A 19,017-nucleotide genomic window follows, 5' to 3' on the forward strand; every position below is an offset into this window, starting at 1 on the left:
ATCACGTGTCATGCCCCGCTAGTCACCGGACTGGGTCTTCGCGTACGCCTCCAGTGCGGCCAGCTGGGCCGGGTCGAGGCTCGGCCGGACCGTTTTCCTCGCCGTCTCCAGGTGGGCCGCGGTGACTTCGCGGGCCTCCAGGGACTCGCGCATCGCCGTCAACGCCGCTTCGCGGATCAGGGCCGCGCAATCGGCGGCCGAGTAACCGTCCAGAGTGGACGCCACCGCGGCCAGGTCGACGTCCTCGGCCAGCGGGGTGTTCTTCGAGCTGGCCGCGAGGATCGCCGCGCGGGCCTCGGCGTCCGGCGGCGGCACGTAGACGCGGCGCTCGAGCCGGCCCGGCCGCAGCAGCGCCGGGTCGACCAGTTCCGGCCGGTTCGTCGCGCCCAGGACGACGACCTCGCGCATCGGCTCGACGCCGTCGAGCTCGGTGAGCAGGGCGGCGACCACGCGGTCGGCGACACCCGAGTCGGACGACTGGCCGCGGCGCGGGGCGAGCGCGTCGATCTCGTCCAGGAAGATCAGCGCGGGCGCGGCCTCCGCGGCGCGGCGGAACAGCTCGCGCACCGCCCGCTCGGACTCGCCGACCCACTTGTCCATCAGCTCGGCGCCCTTGACCGCGAAGACGTTCAGCGCGCCGGTGCCGGCCAGGGCCCGGACCAGGAACGTCTTGCCGCCGCCGGGCGGCCCGTACAGCAGCACCCCGCGCGGCGGTTCGACGCCGAGCCGCGCGAACGAGTCCGGGTACCGCAGCGGCCAGAGGACGGCTTCGGTGAGGGACTGCTTGACGTCGACCATGTTCCCGACGTCGTCCAGGGTCAGCCCGCCGGTGGCCAGGTTGTCCGAAGTGGACATCGAGACCGGCCGGACGGTGGCCAGCGCGTCCAGCAGGTCCTGCTGCGAGATGCGCGGCTCGTCGGTTTCGCGCTGGCGCAGCGCTGCCCGCAGCGCGGCGTCCCGGCGCAGCGCGATGAGGTCCGCCGCGACGAAGCCCGGCGTCCGCTCGGCGAGGACGCCGCAGTCGATCCCGGTGTCGAGCGGGACGTCGCGGAGCAGGACGTTCAGCAGCTCACGGCGGGTTTTCGCGTCCGGGAGAGCCAGGCCGAGCTCGCGGTCCAGCAGATCCGCGGCGCGCAGCCGCGGGTCGGCGGACTCCGCACGGGCCGTCGTCGCGACGACCGCGAAGCGCTCGCGCTTGAGGGCCGTCCTCAGCTCCTCCAGCACGACCGTGGCGACCGGCGGCGGGCTCGTCGCGGGCAGCAGGGCGTCGACGTCGGTGAGGAGCAGGACCGTGGGGCCTTCGGCCGCGCGGACGGCCTCGCGCAGGCGCGCGACGGCGACGTTCGGGTCCAGCACCGCGAGGTTCGGCGCGGCCAGGGGGATGACTTTGATCTCGGCTTCGTGGGCGACCGACCGCACGAGCGTCGCCTTGCCGACGCCCTCGGGGCCGGACAGCAGGACGCCGAGGTGGGCGGGCGCGCCCAGCCGGGCCAGCAGCTCGGGCCGGTGGAAGGCCAGGTCGAACCACTCGCCGAGCTTGCGCGCGGCGGGTTCGGTGCCGATCAGGTCGGCCAGCGGCACGGCCGGTTCGGTGACGTCGCTCGCCACGACCTCGTCCTCGACGATTTCGGCGTCGATCCACTCCTCGGCCGCGGTGACGGCGGAGGTGCGGACCAGCGCGGTCGCCGTCCGGGGCGCGGCCGGCTCCTTCGCCGGCTGAGCGCCGTCCCGCCAGGTGACCACTGTGGACGGTCCAACCGCGACGGTGCCGGCGGGCTCGGTGGCGGTGACGGTGAGCAGCTCGTTCGTCCAGGTGGCGCCGATCGCGCGGGACAGCTGGCCGCGCAGGCCGGCCGGGTCCGACCCCGGCGACGGCGCGAGGTCCTGCGGCAGCAGCGAAACGGCGTCGCCGACGGTGAGCACCTTGCCGATCAGCGCGAGCCGCAGCATGTGCGGGCTGACCGAGACGCTGGCCAGCCGCGACCCGGCGACGGTCACCGTCTTCGCCGCCGCGACGGCCGCGGGCGCGACCACGACCTCCGCGCCCTCGGTGACGCCCAGGTTCGACATCGTGACGTCGTCGGTCAGCAGGATCCCGGGCACGCCGGTCTCGTCGGCGGGCGCGGCGAGCGCGGCGCTGACCCGGGCCCCGGTGAGGTGCACGGCGTCCCAGGCCCGCAGGCCGAGCGCGTCGAGGACTTCGGGATGCAGCCGGACGACGCCCCGGCGCGTGTCCAGCGCGGACGGCGTGTGCCGGACGGTCAGCGTGATCTGCGGGTGGCTCACGCCGTTCACCCTAGCGAGCCCCGCCCCCGTGCCGCCCCGGCAATCACGGGTGATGCCCCTCGGATCACGGGTGATGCCCGTACCGGAACGGACGACTCGCGTACCGGAACGGCGAACTCGCGTACCTGGACGGACGACTCGCGTACCCGGACGGACGACTCGCGTACCTGGACGGACGGCTCGCGTGACTGGAGGGGCATCTCGCGTGATTGGGCGGGCATCACGTGTGATTGGCGGGGACTTACTTGCGGCGGAGGCCGATGCGGCGCCAGGAGCGGCGGCGCTGGCCGTTTTCCGAGGTGACGCGGGGGGTGCGAACCGTCTCGCGGGGGAGGCGGACCGCGCGCATCGCCGCGCCCGCGACGCGGCGGCGCAGCGGGGGACGCAGGCCGAGGCGGCGCGGGGACCGGGCCCGGCGGATCGCTCGGCGCTCGCTCGGCGGGACCGTCCAGGCCTCCGGGTGCGCCGCCAGCCAGCGGTGCCGGTAGACCGAGTACGGGATGTGCGCCAGGTACAGGATCATCGCCACGATCAGCGCGACCAGCGGGAACTGGATGATCGCCGCGGCCAGCAGGGCGACGCCGATCAGCAGCGGCGCGATCGCCTTCGCCGGTGCCTTGACCGTCTTCAGCGACAGCGTCGGGATGCGGCTGATCAGCAGCGCCGCGATGGCGATCGTCCACGCCCACACGACGTACTGCGACGACCACCACCCCGAGCCCCACTGCAGGTAGGCGACCAGCGGCAGCATCGCCAGCAGGCCGCCCGCCGGCGCCGGGACGCCGACGAAGAACTCGCTCGCGTACGGCGGCTGTTCGGTGTCGTCGAGCAGCGTGTTGAACCGGGCCAGCCGCAGGATCATGCAGACGGCGAAGATCAGCGACGCCACCCAGCCGATCCGGTCCGCGCCGGTCTGCCACACGTAGATCACCAGCGCCGGCGCGACACCGAACGAGATGCCGTCGGACAGCGAGTCCAGCTCGGCGCCCATCTTCGACGTCGCGTCCAGGAGCCGCGCGATCCGGCCGTCGAGGCTGTCGAGCACCGCCGCGATGCCGATCGAGGCGATCGCCATCCCGTAGTTCCTGGTCAGCGCGAACTGCACGGCCGAGAGGCCCGCGCACAGCGCCAGCACGGTGATGGCGTTCGGGAGCAGCCGGACGCCCGGGGTGGTCACGCGGACCATCGATCAGCCTTCCGAAGGCGTGGCGGGGAGTTCGGCGATCACCGTCTCGCCGCCGACCGTGCGCTGGCCCTTGGCCACGAGCACGCGCGAACCCGGCGGCAGGTAGAGGTCGACCCGCGAACCGAAGCGGATGATGCCGTAGGTCGCGCCGGCGCCGACCTTGTCACCCTCGCGGATCTCGCACAGGATGCGGCGCGCGACCAGCCCGGCGATCTGCACGACGACGAGCTCGTGGCCGTCTTCGGTGCGCATCAGCACGGAGTTGCGCTCGTTGTCGTCGCTCGCCTTGTCCAGGTCCGCGGACAGGAACTTTCCGGGCCGGTAGGCCACGCGCTCGATCACGCCGTTCGCCGGCACGCGCTGGACGTGCACGTCGAACACCGAGAGGAACACCGAAACGCGCATCCGCGGCTCGGCGGGCAGGCCGAGCTCGGCGGGCGGCACGGCCTCCTCGATCAGGGACACGAGACCGTCGGCCGAGGCGAGCGCGACGCCGTCCCGCGGCGGCGGGACGCGCTTCGGCTCGCGGAAGAACGCGGCCGTCGCCACCGTCGCCAGCGCCCCGACGAGGCCGAGGCGCTTGGAGAACCGGCGGGCCAGCAGCGTCGCGGCGACGCCGCCCGCCACGAACGGGCGACCCGCGGGGTGCATCGGCGGCAGCGTCTCGCGGGCGAGCTGGAGGGCGTGCGCGACTGGGTTGCCGGCGGGCTCCGGCCGGGTGCCGCTCATGGTCGGGTCCCCTGGTTTCGTGTCGGAAGAATGGTGGGTGCCGGAGGTCCGGCGGGCGCCTTCACGCTACCGCTGCCCCAGGTGAGCGTGTCCGTGCGCCCCACCCGGCTCCTCCGCGAGGGGGTCACCGCGGCGGGTGGGAATGATCGCCCGGTCGTAACACAAAGTCGATTTCACCGATGACACTGAGTAGTTGCCGCCGTTCGGGGCGCTGCCCCCACCTGACCTGTGAGGACCGATGACCCACCGCCGCGATCTTGCCGAAGCCCGGCTTCGCGAGCTCCTGGGCGCGTGGCGTCAGGAGATCGAGGAGGTGCCGGTGCCGCCGCTCGTCGACCCCGTGCGCGCGGTCGACGTCGTCATCGAAGCGGGGAAACGGGGCCGGGTGCATCCGCCCCCCGACGGCGCACGCACCCGGCCACCGGGAGATGCGCGTGAGGGAGCAGTCTAGCGGCCGGTGGCCGCTTGATCACCGTTCAGCGGAAAAGTCACCGGCGATCACTCGGCCGCCGGGTGCGCCCGCTGACCAGCCGCAGGATCGCCAGCAGCACGACGGCGCCGAGGATGGCCACGCCGAAGCTGGGGAAGTCGAAGTCGAACGTCTTCGCCTGGCCGGTCGCGAGCCGGTAGAGCAGCCCGCCCAGTGCCGCGCCGACGACCCCGACGAGCACGCTGACCAGGCAGCCCTGCCGCTGCCGCGCCCGCCCGCCGACGACCAGGTTCGCGGCCCAGCCGACGATCGCGCCGAAGATCACCCATGCGACGAAACCCATGGCGGAAGCTTACGCGAGCAGCGAACAAGAGTCATTGCACAATAGCTCTTGTACAACTACTCTTGTGCACCATGAGCGACGACGTCCGGGAGATCCGGGATTCGAAGGTGCTGGCCGCCATGTCCCACCAGCTGCGGCGCCGGCTCCTGGAGCTGCTCCACCTCGACGGCCCGGCGACGGCGTCGATGCTCGCCGCGAAGACCGGCCAGGCGGTCGGCAACGTCAGCCACCACATGAAGGTGCTGGCCGCCGCGAAACTGGTCGAGGAAGCCCCGGAACTGGCCCGCGACCAGCGAGAACGCTGGTGGAAGCGCAGTGCGAAAACGCTGCGGTGGGCGGCGGCGGACTTCCCCGGAGACCCGGTCGCCGAAGCCGCCGAGGTCCTCGTGCTCGATCACCAGACGGCGGTCGCCCGCGAGTGGATCGCCGGTCGCGAGACCTACCCCGAGGAGTGGCGCGGCGCACCCTTCAGCATCGACACGTGGGTGCGGCTGTCGCGCGAGGAGCTCGACGAGCTGAACGAGCGCGTCTTCCTGCTGATCCGCGAGTTCGAGAACCGCACCGAGCCCGGTGACGGGGTCGAGCGCCGTCCCGTCTTCTTCGCCGCGCGAGCGTCGCTGGGCAAGCCGTGAAGGGGCTCTGGGGGAACAGGGACTTCCGGCTGCTCTGGACCGGCGAGACCACCAGCATGCTCGGCAGCATGGTCGCGACCACGGCGTTGCCGCTGGTCGCGGTGGTCACGCTGCAGGCGAGCACCTTCGAAGTCGCCCTGCTGACGGCGGTGGCCTGGCTGCCGTGGCTGGTGATCGGCCTGCCGGCGGGTGCCTGGGTCGACCGGCTGCCGAAGCGCCCGGTCATGCTCCTCTGCAACGCGGTGTCCATGGCGGTGTTCGGCTGCATCCCGGTCGTCGCCGCCCTCGGCGACCTGACCATGCCGTACCTGCTGGCCGCCGCCCTGCTCGGCGGGATCGCCAAGGTGTTCTTCACCCTCGCCTACCGCGCGTACCTCCCGGCGCTCGTCAGCGGCGGCGAACTCCTCGACGCCAACGCGAAGCTGCAGGGCAGCGAATCGGCGACCCAGGTCGCCGGGCCCGGCCTGGCCGGGTTGCTGGCCCAGGCGTTCGGCCCGGTCAGCGGCATCCTGGCCGACGCGGTCAGCTTCGGCGTGTCCGTGCTGTGCGTGCGGGCGATCCGGGCGCGCGAAACCGTCGTCCCCGCCGAGCGCTCGCCGCTGCGCAGCCAGATCGCCGAAGGACTCCGGTTCGTCGCGGGCGACCGGTACCTGCGGTCGCTGATCACCTTCGGTGCCGTTTCGAACGTCGCGCTCACCGGCTACAGCGCCATCCAGATCGTGTTCCTGTCCCGCACGCTCGGCGCCGCGCCCGGGCTCGTCGGGCTGGTCCTGGCGCTGGGGGCGTCCGGCGGGGTGCTCGGCGCGGCGCTGGCCGGACGGCTCGCCGCGCGCCTCGGCGCCGTGCGCGCGTGGCTGCTGTGCGAGACCGTCGCGGCGCCGATGCTGCTGCTCGGGCCGCTGAGCGGACCCGGCTGGGGCCTGGTGCCGTTCGGGCTCGCGCTGTTCGGCGTGTGCGCCGGTGTCGTCGCCGGCAACGTGCTGGTGACGACGTTCCGGCAGCAGTACTGCCCGCCCGAGCTGTTCAGCCGGGTCAACTCCAGCATGTCGATCGTCAACTACGGCTCGATCCCGCTGGCCGGGGTCCTCGGCGGTGTGCTGGCCGAGGCCATCGGAATCCGCGAGACGCTCTGGGCGGCCGCGGGGATTTCGAGCCTCGCGTTGCCGCTGCTGGCGCCCTACCGGAAACTGCGGGACTTCCCGGTCAGAGCAGCAGGACGTCCACCTCTTCCCCTTCCCCGGCCGATGTGACGTCCTCGGGCAGCACGATCAGGCAGTTCGCCTGGGTGAACGCGCCGAGCAGGTGCGAGCCCGGCCCGCCGCGCGGCCCGACGATCCCGGTGACCTCGCGCTCGGACGGGGTGAACACCCCGCGGCGGTACTGGCGGCGCCCGGCGGGCGAGGGCATCGCCTCGGTCAGCCGGGCGCGCACCCGGCGCCGGGAGACGTCGGTGTGGCCCAGCGCCGTCAGGATCGCCGGGCGCAGGAACGCCTCGAACGACACGAGCACGCTGACCGGGTTGCCGGGCAGCGTCACCACGGGCACGCCCTGCCAGCGCCCGCAGCCCTGCGGCCCGCCCGGCTGCATCGCGATCTTCGCGAACTCGACGCCCTGGCCGGTCAGGGCGTCCTTCACCACTTCGTACGCGCCCGCGCTGACGCCGCCGGAGGTCACCAGCAGGTCCGCGTCGGCCAGCTTCGGCTCGATGACCCTGCGGAACTCCTCGACGTCGTCGACGACGCTGCGGACGACGTCGACCTCGCAGCCGAGGGCACGGATCGCCGCGGCGAGCATCACGCTGTTGGACTCGTAGATCTGGCCGTGGCGCAGCGGGGCCGGCGCGTCGATCAGCTCGGTGCCGGTCGAGGCCACCAGCACCCGCAGCGGCCGGTGCACCCGCACCTCGGCGAGCCCGACCGCGGCCGCCAGGCCCAGCTGCGAGTGGCCCAGCACGGTTCCCGCGTGCAGGGCGATGCTGCCCTCGACGACGTCCTCGCCGGTCCGGCGGATGTGCGCGCCTTCGCGGGCGGGCACCGAAATGGCCACCTGCGAGGTGCCGCCGTCGGTGTCCTCGACCATCACGACGGCGTCCGCGCCCGGCGGCAGCGGCGCGCCGGTCATGATCCGGTGCGCGGTGCCCGGCTCCAGGGGCCGGACGTCGACCCGGCCGGCCGGGATGTCGTCGGCGACCGGCAGCGTCACCGGCGCCTCGACGTCCGCCGCGCGGACCGCGTAGCCGTCCATCGCGGAGTTGTCGAAGGGCGGCAGGGAGACGGTCGCCGTCACGTCCTCGGCCAGGACGAGACCGGCCGCGGCGGCGAGGGGCAGGGCGGTCGCGGGGGCGGTGCCGAGCAGCGCGGCAACCCGGTCGCGGTAGTCGTCGACGGAGATCACCGGACCATCCTCCCCGGGTTTCGGGCTCGTGCAAGACTCTGCCCCGACAAGCGCACGCCACAGGGGAGCACGCATGCAGGTCGGAATCCGTCAACAGCCTTCGTTCGCCGTCGCCCGGCTGATGCTGGCGCCCGGCGAGCCGTGCCAGGTCGAGTCCGGGGCGATGATGGCCACCAGCTACGGCGTGCAGGTGCAGTCGCAGGCGCAGGGCGGGATCATGAAGGGCCTCGGCCGCGCGTTCCTCTCCGGCGAGTCCTTCTTCATCTCCACCTTCACCGCGCCGCAGAACGGCGGCTGGGTCGACGTCGCCGCCAACCTGCCCGGCGACATCCAGGTGATCACCCTCGACGGCCGCACCGGCTGGGCCGTCACCCGCGGCTGCTGGCTCGCGTCGTCGCACGGCGTGCAGACCGAGACCAAGTGGGGCGGGATGAAGAACCTGATGGGCGGCGAGGGCGGCTTCCTGACCCACGCCACCGGCCAGGGCCAGCTGCTCGTCTCCTGCTACGGCGCGGTCGAGACGATCACGCTGCAGCAGGGCGAGATGGTGACCATCGACACCGGGCACGTCGTCGCGTACGCCGACACCGTGCAGTACCAGATCCGGAAGGTCGCGCAGGGCATCATCCAGTCCATGAAGAGCGGCGAAGGGCTCGTGTTCGACTTCGTCGGTCCCGGCCAGATCATGACGCAGACGCGCAACCCGTCGGCGCTGGTGAACTGGATCGTCTCCCACGTCCCGTCACGCTGATGCGCGTCCAGACCCGGCACACCCCGGCCTTCGGCGTCGCCCGCGTCCTGCTGGACCCGGGCGAGGCCGTGCGGGCCGCGCCGGAAACCCTGCTCGCCAGCCGGTTCGGCGTCACCGAGACGCCGGCGGGCCGCGGCGGCGTCCGCGCGGGCAAGAGCACGACGGTGGTCTACACCGCGCCGTCGGACGGCGGCTGGATCGACTTCGCGCCGCTGCGCCCCGGCGACGTCTACCCGCTCGAGCTCGGCGGCGGCACGGGCTGGTCGGTGCACCGCGACGCCGTGCTGGTGCGACCTTCGTCGGTCCGGCACGACACCGGGTGGGTGCCGCTGCAGCAGCTTTTCGGAGCCGACTCGGGTTTCCTCGAGCACTACAGCGGAACCGGGCCGCTCGTGCTGGCCGCGCCCGGCCCGGTCGACGCGTTCGAGCTCGGCAAGGGCGAGCTGGTCACCGTCCGGCCCGACTACCTGCTGGCCTACCCGGACACCGTGCAGTGCCGGTTGCGGGCCCTCGACCCGGGCGGCCCGCAGTCACTGCGCACCGGCGAAGGGCTCGCGGTCGACTTCGCGGGTCCCGGGACGGTGCTCGTGCACGCGCGGAACCGACGCCTTTCGGGTTCGTGATCTTCGGACGAATTGCCCATTGCCGCGGGAAATAATTCCGGTAGCGTGATTGGCACTCCGCCGCTGGCATCCGCTCGGGCCAGCGGATCCTTTGTGCTGAGGGAGGGCGCCGTGGCTGTCGGCACCGTCAAATGGTTCAACTCGGAAAAGGGCTACGGGTTCATCGAATCCACGGAGGGGCCGGACGTGTTCGTCCACTATTCGGCCATCCAGTCCGAAGGATTCCGCACTCTGGACGAAGGCGACCGGGTCGAGTTCGAAGTGCAGTCCGGCCGCGATGGTCGTAGCCAGGCAGCCGACGTGCGCAAGGTTTCGTAGCGGGCGGTCACTTGATCGGTGAACCCCCGTCAGGCGCCGAACCAGGGGCGTTAGGCTGCGGGCGTGACAGGCGACGTGTCGGGGGACCTCACCGGTCGCCGGCTGGGCAACTACCGCATCGACGGGGTGCTCGGCAAGGGCGGCATGAGCGTGACCTACAAGGCCACCGACGTGCGGCTCGGCCGCAAGGTGGCCCTGAAGGTCATCGGTGACCACCTCGGGGCCGACGCCGAGTTCCGCGAACGGTTCGTCGACGAGGCGCGCAACACCTCCGCGATCGACCACGCCAACGTCGTGCCGCTGTACGACTTCGGCGAGCTCGACGGCATGCTCTACATCGCCATGCGGATGGTCGACGGCGGCGACCTCGCCGGCCTGATCTCGGGTGGCCCGATCGCGCCGGCGCGCGCCCTGACGATGCTCGACCAGGTCGCGGACGCCCTCGACACGCTGCACAACCGTGGTCTGGTTCACCTCGACGTCAAACCGGCGAACGTGCTCGTGACGAAGAAGGAGACGTCACGCGAGCACGTGTACGTCGCCGACTTCGGGCTGACGCGCCGCGGCGCGACCGGGCACCGCACGCGCGGCGGCGACTTCCTCGGCTCGCCCACCTACGCGGCCCCCGAGCACCTGCGCGGGGAGCCGCTGGACGGGCGCACCGACCAGTACGCGCTGACGTGCGTCCTCTACGCCTGCCTCACCGGCAGCCCGCCGTTCAAGGGCGACGTGCCGACGGTGATCAAGGGCCACCTCAACGGCGAGCCGCCGTCGATCTCGCGCGTGGTCGCGCTGCCGCCGTCGATCGACGAGGTGATCCGGCGCGGCATGGCCAAGAACCCGGCCGACCGCTACGCCAGCTGCGTCGAGATGGTCGCGGCCGCCCGCCGCGCGCTCGGCCCCCTCGCCACGTCCGACACCCCGCCGGGCCCACCCGGGTCCCATTCGGGCGGAATCCCCGCGCCGCAGCGTCCTGGTCAGGTACAACAGGGGCCGCACCAGAACAGCGCACCGCAGGGAGAGGGGGTCCCCGTGCACCCGTACGGAGGACAGCAGCAGCCCGGTTACGGCCCGGGCCCCGGACCGCAGGGCCCCGGTGGTCCGCAGGGGCCGCCGCCGGGTTACGGCTACCCCCAGCAGGGGCCGCCGCCCGGGATGCCGCCGCAGGGCATGCCGCCGGGGATGTCGCCGCAGGGCCCGCCGCCGGGGTACGGCTACCCGCAGCAGCCGGGCATGCCGCCGCCCGGCTACGGCCAGGACCCGATGCGCCTGCGCCCGCCGATGCCCGCGGGCGGCGCGGGCGCGTTCCACCAGCCGAAGAGCAGCGGCGGCAAGAAGTGGATCTTCATCGTGCTGGGCCTGCTCGTGGTGGCCGGCCTGGTGGTGGGCGCGATCTTCCTCTTCAGCGACGGCGGCAGCGGCGGTGGCGGCACCCAGACGACGGCCCCGAACATCCCGGTGGGTCCGGGCGGTGGCTCGGGGACCAACGCGCCCTCGTCGTCGTTGAACGCGCCGCCGACGTCGATCAGCATCAAGCCGAGCAACTGATCGTGCGACGCTGAGCTGGGCTTCTTGCACTCTCCCCCTGAGAGTGCTAAACACGGTCTTGGCACTCGACGCCGTCGAGTGCCAAAGGTCGGGACGGTGAGGCTGACCCCCACCCGGGTCCAGTCGTCCGTCGCGGGCACCGAGCCTGGCCGAGGAAAGAGTCCTGCTGCCGCCGCTGCAAAGCTTCACAGCGCGGCGGTGGCGCCCAATACCGGAGGACCACACCGCAATGGCCAAACTGATCGCGTTCGACGAGGACGCCCGCCGCGGTCTTGAGCGCGGCTTGAACACCCTCGCCGAAGCCGTCAAGGTGACCCTCGGCCCGCGGGGCCGGAACGTCGTGCTCGAGAAGAAGTGGGGCGCGCCGACCATCACCAACGACGGTGTCTCCATCGCCAAGGAGATCGAGCTCGAGGACCCGTGGGAGAAGATCGGGGCCGAGCTCGTCAAGGAGGTCGCCAAGAAGACCGACGACGTCGCGGGTGACGGCACCACCACCGCCACCGTGCTCGCCCAGGCCCTCGTCCGCGAGGGGCTGCGCAACGTCGCCGCCGGCGCCGACCCCATCTCCCTCAAGCGTGGCATCGAGGCGGCCGTCGAGGCCGTCACCGAGCAGCTGCACAAGGCCGCCGTGCAGATCGAGACCAAGGAGCAGATCGCTGCTACCGCCTCGATCTCGGCCGCTGACCGCACCATCGGCGAGCTGATCGCCGAGGCGCTGGACAAGGTCGGCAAGGAAGGCGTCGTCACCGTCGAGGAGAGCAACACCTTCGGTCTCGAGCTCGAGCTCACCGAGGGCATGCGCTTCGACAAGGGCTACATCTCCGGTTACTTCGTGACCGACCCGGAGCGTCAGGAAGCCGAGCTCGAGGACCCGTACATCCTCCTCTTCGGCTCCAAGATCTCCACCGTCAAGGACGTGCTGCCGCTGCTGGAGAAGGTCATCCAGTCCGGCAAGCCGCTGCTGATCATCGCCGAGGACGTCGAGGGCGAGGCCCTGGCCACCCTGATCGTCAACAAGATGCGCGGCACCTTCAAGTCCGTCGCCGTCAAGGCCCCGGGCTTCGGTGACCGCCGCAAGGCGATCCTGCAGGACATCGCGATCCTGACCGGTGGCCAGGTCATCTCCGAGGACGTCGGCCTCAAGCTGGAGAACGCGGACCTGTCCCTGCTGGGCAAGGCCCGCAAGGCCGTCATCACCAAGGACGAGACGACCATCGTCGAGGGTGCGGGCGACGCCGACCAGATCCAGGGTCGCGTCAACCAGATCCGCGCCGAGATCGAGAACTCGGACTCGGACTACGACCGCGAGAAGCTGCAGGAGCGGCTCGCGAAGCTGGCCGGCGGCGTGGCCGTCATCAAGGCCGGCGCCGCGACCGAGGTCGAGCTCAAGGAGCGCAAGCACCGCATCGAGGACGCGGTGCGCAACGCCAAGGCCGCCGTCGAAGAGGGCATCGTCGCCGGTGGTGGCGTCGCTCTCATCCAGGCTGCCGAAGCTGCGTTCGCGGGCCTGAAGCTCGAGGGCGACGAGGCCACTGGCGCCAACATCGTCAAGGTGGCCGTCGAGGCCCCGCTCAAGCAGATCGCGATCAACGCCGGCCTCGAAGGCGGCGTCGTGGTGGAGAAGGTCAAGGGCCTGCCGCAGGGTCACGGCCTCAACGCCGCCACGGGTGTCTACGAGGACCTGCTCGCCGCCGGCGTGCCGGACCCGACGAAGGTCACCCGCTCCGCGCTGCAGAACGCCGCGTCCATCGCGGCGCTGTTCCTGACCACCGAGGCCGTCGTGGCGGACAAGCCGGAGAAGGCTTCGGCCGCTCCCGCCGACCCGTCCGGTGGCATGGGTGGCATGGACTTCTGATCCACGCAGGGAAAGCCCGGTCCGCTTCGGCGGGCCGGGCTTTTCTTATGGCTTCGTGAAGAACCAGACGGCGAACGCGCCGACGGTGACGACGCCGAGCGCGAGCACGAAGAGGCCCCCGAGCCAGGCCGTGCTCGCCTCTTCCGCTTCCATCGCCAGGACGACCGCGCCGATCCCGGTGAGGAGCACCCAGATCGCGAACGCGGCGGCGGCGTAGAGCACGACCTTGGTCGCGGACGGGCTGCCGGGCTCGTCGAGCGCGAGGAACGCGGCGAAGGCGGTCAGCCCCAGCCCGGCGATCAGGTACAGCCCGCCGAGGATCCCGACGACGACCTTCGCGGCCGTTCTGCTCCCTTGATCCACGAGCGCGAACCCTAACCCCTCGAACGGGATCCGCGCCGCGCATTTCTGCCGTTCGGCCCAGCCTCATCGGCCGAACGGCCCGGGCGTCCCCTGGCGCCCGGGCCGTTCTCCTCTTCGTGCACCCCCGCCGTCGGGCGGGCCCCGGTTCCCCCTGTGAACCGGGGCCCGCCCCGGTTCAGGAGTCCTCTTCCGGCGTCAGGATGGCGGCGGCGACGTAGATCGGGATGGCGATGCCGACCGAGAGGAACACGGCGGCGACCAGGCCGATGCGCAGGACGTTGGCGTCGATGCCGAGGTAGGTGGCCCAGCCGCCGCAGACGCCGGTGAGCATCTTGTCGGTCTTGCTGCGGCGGAGCTTCTTGGTGGCGGTTTCCGGGGTGTACACGCTGTTCGTCATGGCTCAATACTGGCGCCGGGGGCACCCTGACCACATCCGGAACGGCCCCGACCCCGACCCTGAACTTCGCCCTCGGGGTCGTGAGTGGCAAGGAGGGTTCTAACCCGCCTTACCACTCACGACAACCTGCGCACCCGGTCGAGGCGGGCTTCCCACGCCGCTGCGACCTCGGGCGGCGCCGGGTACGCGTCCGTGGGTTGCGGGGCCTCCCGTGGCACCGGCAGGTATCCGTCCACAGGAGACAGTGGGTTGGTACTGATGTCGCCCTGCAGCAACGAAATCGTGCCGAGTCCACAGGCGAACTCCAGCGACGGCAGCGCGCCCGCCAGCGCCAGGCCCGCCGCCAGGCCCACGCTCGTCTCGAACGCCGACGACACCACGCACGGCAGCCCGCACGCCTCGGCGACCTCCAGCGCGCGCCGAACGCCACCGAGCGGGGAGACCTTCAGGACCGCGATGTCCGCCGCGCCGGCTACCGCCACCTTCAGCGGGTCCTCCGCCCGGCGGATCGACTCGTCGGCGGCGATCCGGACACCCACCCGGCGCCGCACGGCGGCCAGCTCCTCGATCGACGGGCACGGCTGTTCCGCGTACTCCAGGCCGCCCGCCGCCTTGTCGAGGTCGGTGATCGCCCGTACCGCCGTGTCGACGTCCCAGGCCATGTTGGCGTCCACGCGGACGGCGCCGTCCGGGCCGAGCGCGGCGCGGACCGCCTCCACCCGCGCGCAGTCGTCGGCCAGGGAGACGCGCGGGTCGGCGACCTTCACCTTCGCCGTCCGGCAGCCGGACGCCCGGACCAGCTCGTACGCCTGCTCCGGGCCGACCACCGGGACCGTCGTGTTGACCTCGACCCGGTCGCGGACCGGCGCCGGCCAGCCGGCTTCGGCCGCTTCCACCGCGGCCCGCAGCCAGGGCACGCTCTCGGCGTCTGAATAGTCGCCGAACGGGCAGAACTCGCCCCAGCCCGCCGGGCCGTGCAGCAGCACCCCCTCACGGACGGTGATGCCGCGGAACCGGGTGCGCAGGGGGATCGCGTAGACCTTCATCGAGGCCGATCATGCCACCGTCCCGGGTTTCGCAAACAGGTGCCGAACTGGGTGTTTCCGGCCAGAATGACTCCGTGGTCCTCGATTTCCGCGTGCTGGGTCCGGCCGAGGTCACGGCCGACGGCCGCCCGGTACCGCTCGGGGGCAGCCGGCCGCTGATCGTGCTGGCCGGCCTGCTGCTGCGCGCGAACCGGGTCGTGCCGGTCGACGAACTGGGCCGCTGGCTGTGGAACGACGACCGCCGCCGGTCCAAGGGCGCGCTCCAGACGTACGTGCTGCGCCTGCGCCGGGCGCTGGGCGACCAGGTCTCGATCCGCACCGAGAGCGGCGGCTACCTGATCGAACTCGACGACGACCTGCTCGACCTGACCCGCTTCCGCGCGCTCGCCGTCCGCGGCAAGGCGGCGATGGACCGCGGCGAGAGCCGCCGGGCCGCCGCGCTGTTCGCCGAGGCCCTCGCGCAGTGGCGCGGGCCGGCGCTGCTGAACGTCGAGTCCGACGCCCTGCACCGCGACGAAGCCGGGCAGCTGACCGAGGAGCGGCTGCGCGTGCGTGAGCAGTGGGCGGACGCGCTGCTCGAAGCCGGCGAGTACGGCACGGTCGTCCCTGAGCTCACCCGGCTGACCAGGGAGAACCCGCTGCGGGAGCGGCTGCACGAGCAGCTGATGATCGCGCTGTACCGGTCGGGCCGCCAGGCCGAGGCCCTCGACGTCCACCGCCGGATCAGCCGCGTGCTGGCCGACGAACTCGGGCTCGACCCCGGGCCCTCGCTGCAGCGCACCCGCCAGGCGATCCTCACCGGCGCCGGCGATCCGGCCGCGCGCTACCGGCTCGGCGTCGACCCGCAGGTGCCGCGCCAGCTGCCCGCCGACCTGCGGACGTTCTCGGGGCGCGAGGGCGACCTCAAGGCGTTGCACGCGCTGCTGCCGGAGGCGGTCGACGCCGACGCGTCGACGCCGATCGCGTCCGTCGAAGGCATGGGCGGCATCGGGAAGACGACGCTGGCCGTGCACTTCGCGCACGAGGTCGCCGACCGGTTCCCCGGCGGGCAGGTCCACCTCGACCTGCGCGGCTACGGGCCCGGCGAGCCGGTCGAGCCGTCGGCGGCGCTGGAGGCCGTGCTCACCGCGCTCGGCGTGCCGTGCGAGGCGATTCCCGCCGACCTCGACGGCCGCGCGGCGAGCTGGCGGACGCACACCGCGGGGCGCCGGCTGCTGGTCCTGCTCGACAACGCCAACCGCACCGAGCAGGTGAGCCCGCTGCTGCCCGGGCCGGGCTGCCTGGTCCTGGTCACCAGCCGCTGGCAGCTGCGCGCGCTGGTCGCGACGCACGGCGCGCGCCGGATCGCGCTGGAGGAGCTCGGCGAGGAGGACGCCATCGCGCTGCTGGCGTCCACGATCGGCTACGACCGCGTCGCCCGCGACCCGGCGGCGGCCGGGCGGTTCGTGCGCTACTGCGGCGGGCTGCCGCTGGCGATCCGGATCCTCGCGGTGCGCGCGGCGGAGTTCCCCGACCTGCCGCTCGACGAGTTCGCCGGCTCCCTCGCCGTCGACCTGCTCGGCTCGTTCGACCTCGCCGACGGCGAAGGCACCAACATCCGGTCGGTGTTTTCGTACTCCTACCAGGCGCTGCCGCCGTCGACGGCCCGGCTGCTGCGGCTGCTCGGGCTGCCCACCGGTGTCGACTTCACCGCGCCGGCGGCGGCCGCGGTGGCCGGGCTGGACGTCGCGGCGACCCGCCCGATGCTCGAAACCCTCGCCGCGGCGCACCTGCTCGCCCAGCCGCGGCCGGGCCGCTACCAGTTCCACGACCTCATCCGGGCGTACGCCGGCGAAGCCGCTACGCAGCTGGACCCGGAGGCCGAGCGCGAGTCGGCGCTGGACCGGTTGCTCGGCTGGTACCTGGCGTCGGCGCTGAACGCGTCACGGCGGATGCGGCCGGAGCGCTACTACCGGCTGCTGGAGCTCGACGACCTCGAGGGCGGCCTGGCGTTCCCGAGCTACCACGACGGGCTGGACTGGTTCGGCGAGGAGTACGGCAACCTCATCGCGGCGGTGCACCTGGCGCGGCGGCGGGGCCGCGACGACGTCTGCTGGAAGCTGGCGTGGTTGCTGCAGAGCTACTTCGTGACCCGCTCGCGCCTCGACGACTGGCGGTCGGTGTTCGCGGTGGCGCTCGAAGCCGCGCAGGCGAGCGGCCACCGGCCCGGGGAGGCGGGGATCCTGAGCGGGCTCGGCGTCGTCAACGGCGTCGCGCGGCAGTACGCGGAGTCGCGGCGGTACCTGGAGCAGGTGCTGGCCATCCAGCGTGAGCTCGGGGCGCGGGAGGGCGAGGCGCGGGCGCAGTACAACCTGGCGATGGCGGCGCACAACCTGGAGGACTGCGCCTGGGCGTACGAACACGGGATGCAGGCGCTGGAGATCGTCCGCGAGCTGGGGCTGGGCCACTTCGAGGCGAGTGTGCTGCGGGCGCTGGGCGACATCTGCACGTCGATGGGCGACCACGAGCAGGCGCTGCGCCTGGCCGACGAGGCACTGGCGATCCTCGGCTCGGACGGGCGGCCGGTGGACACGCGGTTCACGCAGCACACGCGCGGCCTGGCCCTGGTCGGCCTGGGCCGGCTCGACGAGGGCATCGCGTGCATCCGCGAGTCGGTGGAGATGTTCTTCGCGATGGACGAGCAGTACGAGGCGGCCGACGTCCTGGCCCAGCTGGGCACGATCCACCTCCGCCACGGCGACGCGACGCTGGCCCGCGAGTGCTGGCTGCGTTCGGTGCGCCTGCTGACCGAACTGGGCCACCCGGACGTGGACGACGTCCGGGCCAAACTGGCGGCGCTGGTCGTCGTGGGCGGCTGAGGGTCCCGGACGGCTCGCATGCCGACCCCCAGCGACAGCACGCAAGCCGGTCCGGCCCCGTGCGGCTGATCCAAGCCGACGGCGCTCACTGTCCGCTCACTGTCCGGCCGGCGGCGCCACCCCGAGCAGATCGGCGAGGCATTCGGCGTTCCGCGGCGCCTCGACCTTGACGTCGTTGTCGAAGTAGACGTGCACGTCCCGCCGGCCGTCGTCGTGCCAGGTCCGGATCTTGTCGGCCCAGGTCCGCAGGGCCCGATCGGAGTAGCCGCTGACGTAGAGTTCTTCGTCGCCGTGCAGCCGGATGTAGGTGAAGTCGGCGGTCTGGTCTTCGAGGAACGGCCACTTCCCGGCGGTGTCGGCGACGACGAGGGCGATGCCGTGTCGCTTCAGCAGCTGTTTCGCGGCCGGCTGGTCGAAGCTGGGGTGCCGGACTTCGAGGGCGTGCCGCAGCGGGCGACTCGGACCGCTTTCGAGGTGGGGCGGGGCTTTCAGTTTGTCGTCGTGCTTGGTGGCGAGCTGCGCGGCCTCGGTGGTGGACCGCGGCAGCAGGGCGAAGAAGGTGGTCAGCCGATCGGGGTCGAAGGCCAGGCGGGGCGGGAGTTGCCAGAGGAACGGGCCGAGTTTCGCGCCGAGGGCGAGGACACCGGAGGCGTAGAAGTTGGCGAGCGCGGTTTCGACGTCGCGGAGCTGCTTCATGTGCGTGATGAAGCGGCCGCCCTTGACGGCGAAGAGGAAGCCGGCCGGGGTTTCGTCGAACCAGGCTCGGTAGCGCTCGGCGCGCTGGAGGGAGTAGAAGGAGCCGTTGATTTCCACGGCGTTCATGCGCCGGGAGAGGTATTCGAGCTCGCGGCGCTGGGCAAGCTCGGGTGGGTAGAAGACGCCGCGCCAGGGTGCGTAGCGCCAGCCTGAGGTTCCGACCCGGATCTCGGCGATCGCCCTCACCGCCTTTCCGCGGGGGGTGATTCCCGTTCTTCCGGGGGGCCAAACTCGGGGTCTTCGGGGCGGGTGGGCTGAGGCTTGGGACGCGTGTCCTGGGTTTTTGGGCGGTCGTCTGATGGGGCCTTTGGTGTGCTTGGTCATTTGGTTCCGTTCAAAGACTGTCCTCGCCGGACGGGCAGGCTCTGGGATGACCCCTTCTTGTTGCTGTCCCCTCGGCTTTGCGTGGGGTCGCTGGGTGGTCATCCCGTCGCCTGATTGAGGCCTATCACTTTGAGCCAGGCCCGCAAGGTTGGGTTCTTTGTCCTGCGTTGCGCTG

The 19,017-nt window shown here is 72.2% G+C and carries 18 protein-coding genes; 9 read left to right on the plus strand and 9 right to left on the minus strand.

Annotated elements, in window-relative coordinates; translation table 11 throughout:
• Positions 1 to 18: 18 nt before the first annotated feature.
• The 3 genes from ABZW17_RS38545 to ABZW17_RS38555 all read right to left on the minus strand — a co-directional run bounded on the left by ABZW17_RS38545 (position 19) and on the right by ABZW17_RS38555 (position 4,201).
• Positions 19 to 2,286: an AAA family ATPase gene (locus ABZW17_RS38545; RefSeq protein ID WP_354825366.1), complete on the minus strand. Its 2,268-nt coding sequence runs from the start codon at positions 2,284 to 2,286 to the stop codon at positions 19 to 21.
• Between the two features lie 241 nt (positions 2,287 to 2,527).
• Positions 2,528 to 3,472: a CDP-diacylglycerol--serine O-phosphatidyltransferase gene (gene pssA / locus ABZW17_RS38550; RefSeq protein WP_354825368.1), complete on the minus strand. Its 945-nt coding sequence runs from the start codon at positions 3,470 to 3,472 to the stop codon at positions 2,528 to 2,530.
• A gap of 3 nt (positions 3,473 to 3,475) precedes the next feature.
• Entirely contained in the window at positions 3,476 to 4,201 is a 726-nt protein-coding gene (locus ABZW17_RS38555; RefSeq protein WP_354825371.1) for a phosphatidylserine decarboxylase, read from the minus strand.
• Positions 4,202 to 4,439: 238 nt separating this feature from the next.
• On the opposite strand from ABZW17_RS38555, the gene ABZW17_RS38560 reads away from it, so the two are divergent.
• Positions 4,440 to 4,652, plus strand: a complete 213-nt coding sequence (locus tag ABZW17_RS38560; protein ID WP_354825373.1) for a hypothetical protein — start codon at positions 4,440 to 4,442, stop codon at positions 4,650 to 4,652.
• Positions 4,653 to 4,689: 37 nt separating this feature from the next.
• Here ABZW17_RS38560 and ABZW17_RS38565 read toward each other — a convergent pair whose 3' ends face one another.
• Complete coding sequence (locus tag ABZW17_RS38565; protein ID WP_354825376.1) at positions 4,690 to 4,974, minus strand: GlsB/YeaQ/YmgE family stress response membrane protein; 285 nt, start codon at positions 4,972 to 4,974, stop codon at positions 4,690 to 4,692.
• Positions 4,975 to 5,045: 71 nt separating this feature from the next.
• On the opposite strand from ABZW17_RS38565, the gene ABZW17_RS38570 reads away from it, so the two are divergent.
• Positions 5,046 to 5,606: a helix-turn-helix domain-containing protein gene (locus tag ABZW17_RS38570; protein ID WP_354825378.1), complete on the plus strand. Its 561-nt coding sequence runs from the start codon at positions 5,046 to 5,048 to the stop codon at positions 5,604 to 5,606.
• The gene (locus ABZW17_RS38575) at positions 5,603 to 6,856 is read left to right on the plus strand and encodes an MFS transporter (protein WP_354825381.1); all 1,254 of its coding nucleotides are present in this window, start codon (positions 5,603 to 5,605) and stop codon (positions 6,854 to 6,856) included. Before ABZW17_RS38570 ends, ABZW17_RS38575 begins: the two co-directional genes overlap by 4 nt.
• Here the strand turns inward: ABZW17_RS38575 and glp are convergent.
• Positions 6,810 to 8,000, minus strand: coding sequence for a gephyrin-like molybdotransferase Glp (gene glp / locus ABZW17_RS38580; RefSeq protein ID WP_354825384.1), 1,191 nt, complete (start codon positions 7,998 to 8,000; stop codon positions 6,810 to 6,812). The two genes, ABZW17_RS38575 and glp, sit on opposite strands and share 47 nt — an antisense overlap.
• A gap of 73 nt (positions 8,001 to 8,073) precedes the next feature.
• Between glp and ABZW17_RS38585 the strand changes: the two genes are divergently transcribed.
• The 5 genes from ABZW17_RS38585 (at position 8,074) to groL (ending at position 13,098) form a co-directional block, all read left to right on the plus strand.
• A complete protein-coding gene (locus ABZW17_RS38585; protein WP_003085451.1) occupies positions 8,074 to 8,751 on the plus strand; it encodes a TIGR00266 family protein in 678 nt (225 codons plus the stop codon).
• Complete coding sequence (locus tag ABZW17_RS38590; RefSeq protein ID WP_354825387.1) at positions 8,751 to 9,374, plus strand: AIM24 family protein; 624 nt, start codon at positions 8,751 to 8,753, stop codon at positions 9,372 to 9,374. Before ABZW17_RS38585 ends, ABZW17_RS38590 begins: the two co-directional genes overlap by 1 nt.
• Positions 9,375 to 9,485: 111 nt before the next feature.
• Positions 9,486 to 9,692, plus strand: coding sequence for a cold-shock protein (locus ABZW17_RS38595; protein ID WP_003085446.1), 207 nt, complete (start codon positions 9,486 to 9,488; stop codon positions 9,690 to 9,692).
• 63 nt (positions 9,693 to 9,755) lie between these two features.
• Positions 9,756 to 11,240, plus strand: coding sequence for a serine/threonine-protein kinase (locus tag ABZW17_RS38600; RefSeq protein WP_354825391.1), 1,485 nt, complete (start codon positions 9,756 to 9,758; stop codon positions 11,238 to 11,240).
• Positions 11,241 to 11,469: 229 nt separating this feature from the next.
• Positions 11,470 to 13,098: a chaperonin GroEL gene (gene groL, locus ABZW17_RS38605; protein ID WP_086857657.1), complete on the plus strand. Its 1,629-nt coding sequence runs from the start codon at positions 11,470 to 11,472 to the stop codon at positions 13,096 to 13,098.
• A 45-nt stretch (positions 13,099 to 13,143) separates the two neighbouring features.
• On the opposite strand, the gene ABZW17_RS38610 is transcribed toward groL, so the two are convergent.
• From ABZW17_RS38610 to ABZW17_RS38620, 3 genes are all read right to left on the minus strand, one after another.
• Positions 13,144 to 13,461 carry a hypothetical protein gene (locus ABZW17_RS38610; protein ID WP_354825393.1) on the minus strand — a complete coding sequence of 106 codons (318 nt, stop codon included), beginning with the start codon at positions 13,459 to 13,461 and terminating at the stop codon, positions 13,144 to 13,146.
• Between the two features lie 175 nt (positions 13,462 to 13,636).
• On the minus strand, positions 13,637 to 13,858 hold the full coding sequence (locus ABZW17_RS38615) for a PspC domain-containing protein (RefSeq protein ID WP_354825395.1): 222 nt from the start codon (positions 13,856 to 13,858) through the stop codon (positions 13,637 to 13,639).
• Positions 13,859 to 13,974: 116 nt separating this feature from the next.
• Positions 13,975 to 14,904 carry an o-succinylbenzoate synthase gene (locus ABZW17_RS38620; protein ID WP_354825398.1) on the minus strand — a complete coding sequence of 310 codons (930 nt, stop codon included), beginning with the start codon at positions 14,902 to 14,904 and terminating at the stop codon, positions 13,975 to 13,977.
• A 74-nt stretch (positions 14,905 to 14,978) separates the two neighbouring features.
• Between ABZW17_RS38620 and ABZW17_RS38625 the strand changes: the two genes are divergently transcribed.
• Positions 14,979 to 17,762, plus strand: coding sequence for a BTAD domain-containing putative transcriptional regulator (locus ABZW17_RS38625; RefSeq protein ID WP_354825401.1), 2,784 nt, complete (start codon positions 14,979 to 14,981; stop codon positions 17,760 to 17,762).
• 96 nt (positions 17,763 to 17,858) lie between these two features.
• Here ABZW17_RS38625 and ABZW17_RS38630 read toward each other — a convergent pair whose 3' ends face one another.
• Positions 17,859 to 18,704 carry a DUF72 domain-containing protein gene (locus ABZW17_RS38630; protein WP_354825403.1) on the minus strand — a complete coding sequence of 282 codons (846 nt, stop codon included), beginning with the start codon at positions 18,702 to 18,704 and terminating at the stop codon, positions 17,859 to 17,861.
• Positions 18,705 to 19,017: the final 313 nt, after the last annotated feature.

It is taken from the genome of Amycolatopsis sp. NPDC004625 (assembly GCF_040609695.1).
In the GTDB taxonomy this organism is placed as follows: domain Bacteria; phylum Actinomycetota; class Actinomycetes; order Mycobacteriales; family Pseudonocardiaceae; genus Amycolatopsis.

Coding starts and splice junctions, on each gene's coding strand:
- ABZW17_RS38560 (WP_354825373.1), top strand. CDS start 4,440: ATGACCCACCGCCGCGATCTTGCCGAAGCCCGGCTTCGCGAGCTCCTG.
- ABZW17_RS38555 (WP_354825371.1), bottom strand. CDS start 4,201: ATGAGCGGCACCCGGCCGGAGCCCGCCGGCAACCCAGTCGCGCACGCC.
- ABZW17_RS38585 (WP_003085451.1), top strand. CDS start 8,074: ATGCAGGTCGGAATCCGTCAACAGCCTTCGTTCGCCGTCGCCCGGCTG.
- ABZW17_RS38565 (WP_354825376.1), bottom strand. CDS start 4,974: ATGGGTTTCGTCGCATGGGTGATCTTCGGCGCGATCGTCGGCTGGGCC.
- groL (WP_086857657.1), top strand. CDS start 11,470: ATGGCCAAACTGATCGCGTTCGACGAGGACGCCCGCCGCGGTCTTGAG.
- ABZW17_RS38570 (WP_354825378.1), top strand. CDS start 5,046: ATGAGCGACGACGTCCGGGAGATCCGGGATTCGAAGGTGCTGGCCGCC.
- ABZW17_RS38590 (WP_354825387.1), top strand. CDS start 8,751: ATGCGCGTCCAGACCCGGCACACCCCGGCCTTCGGCGTCGCCCGCGTC.
- pssA (WP_354825368.1), bottom strand. CDS start 3,472: ATGGTCCGCGTGACCACCCCGGGCGTCCGGCTGCTCCCGAACGCCATC.
- ABZW17_RS38615 (WP_354825395.1), bottom strand. CDS start 13,858: ATGACGAACAGCGTGTACACCCCGGAAACCGCCACCAAGAAGCTCCGC.
- ABZW17_RS38620 (WP_354825398.1), bottom strand. CDS start 14,904: ATGAAGGTCTACGCGATCCCCCTGCGCACCCGGTTCCGCGGCATCACC.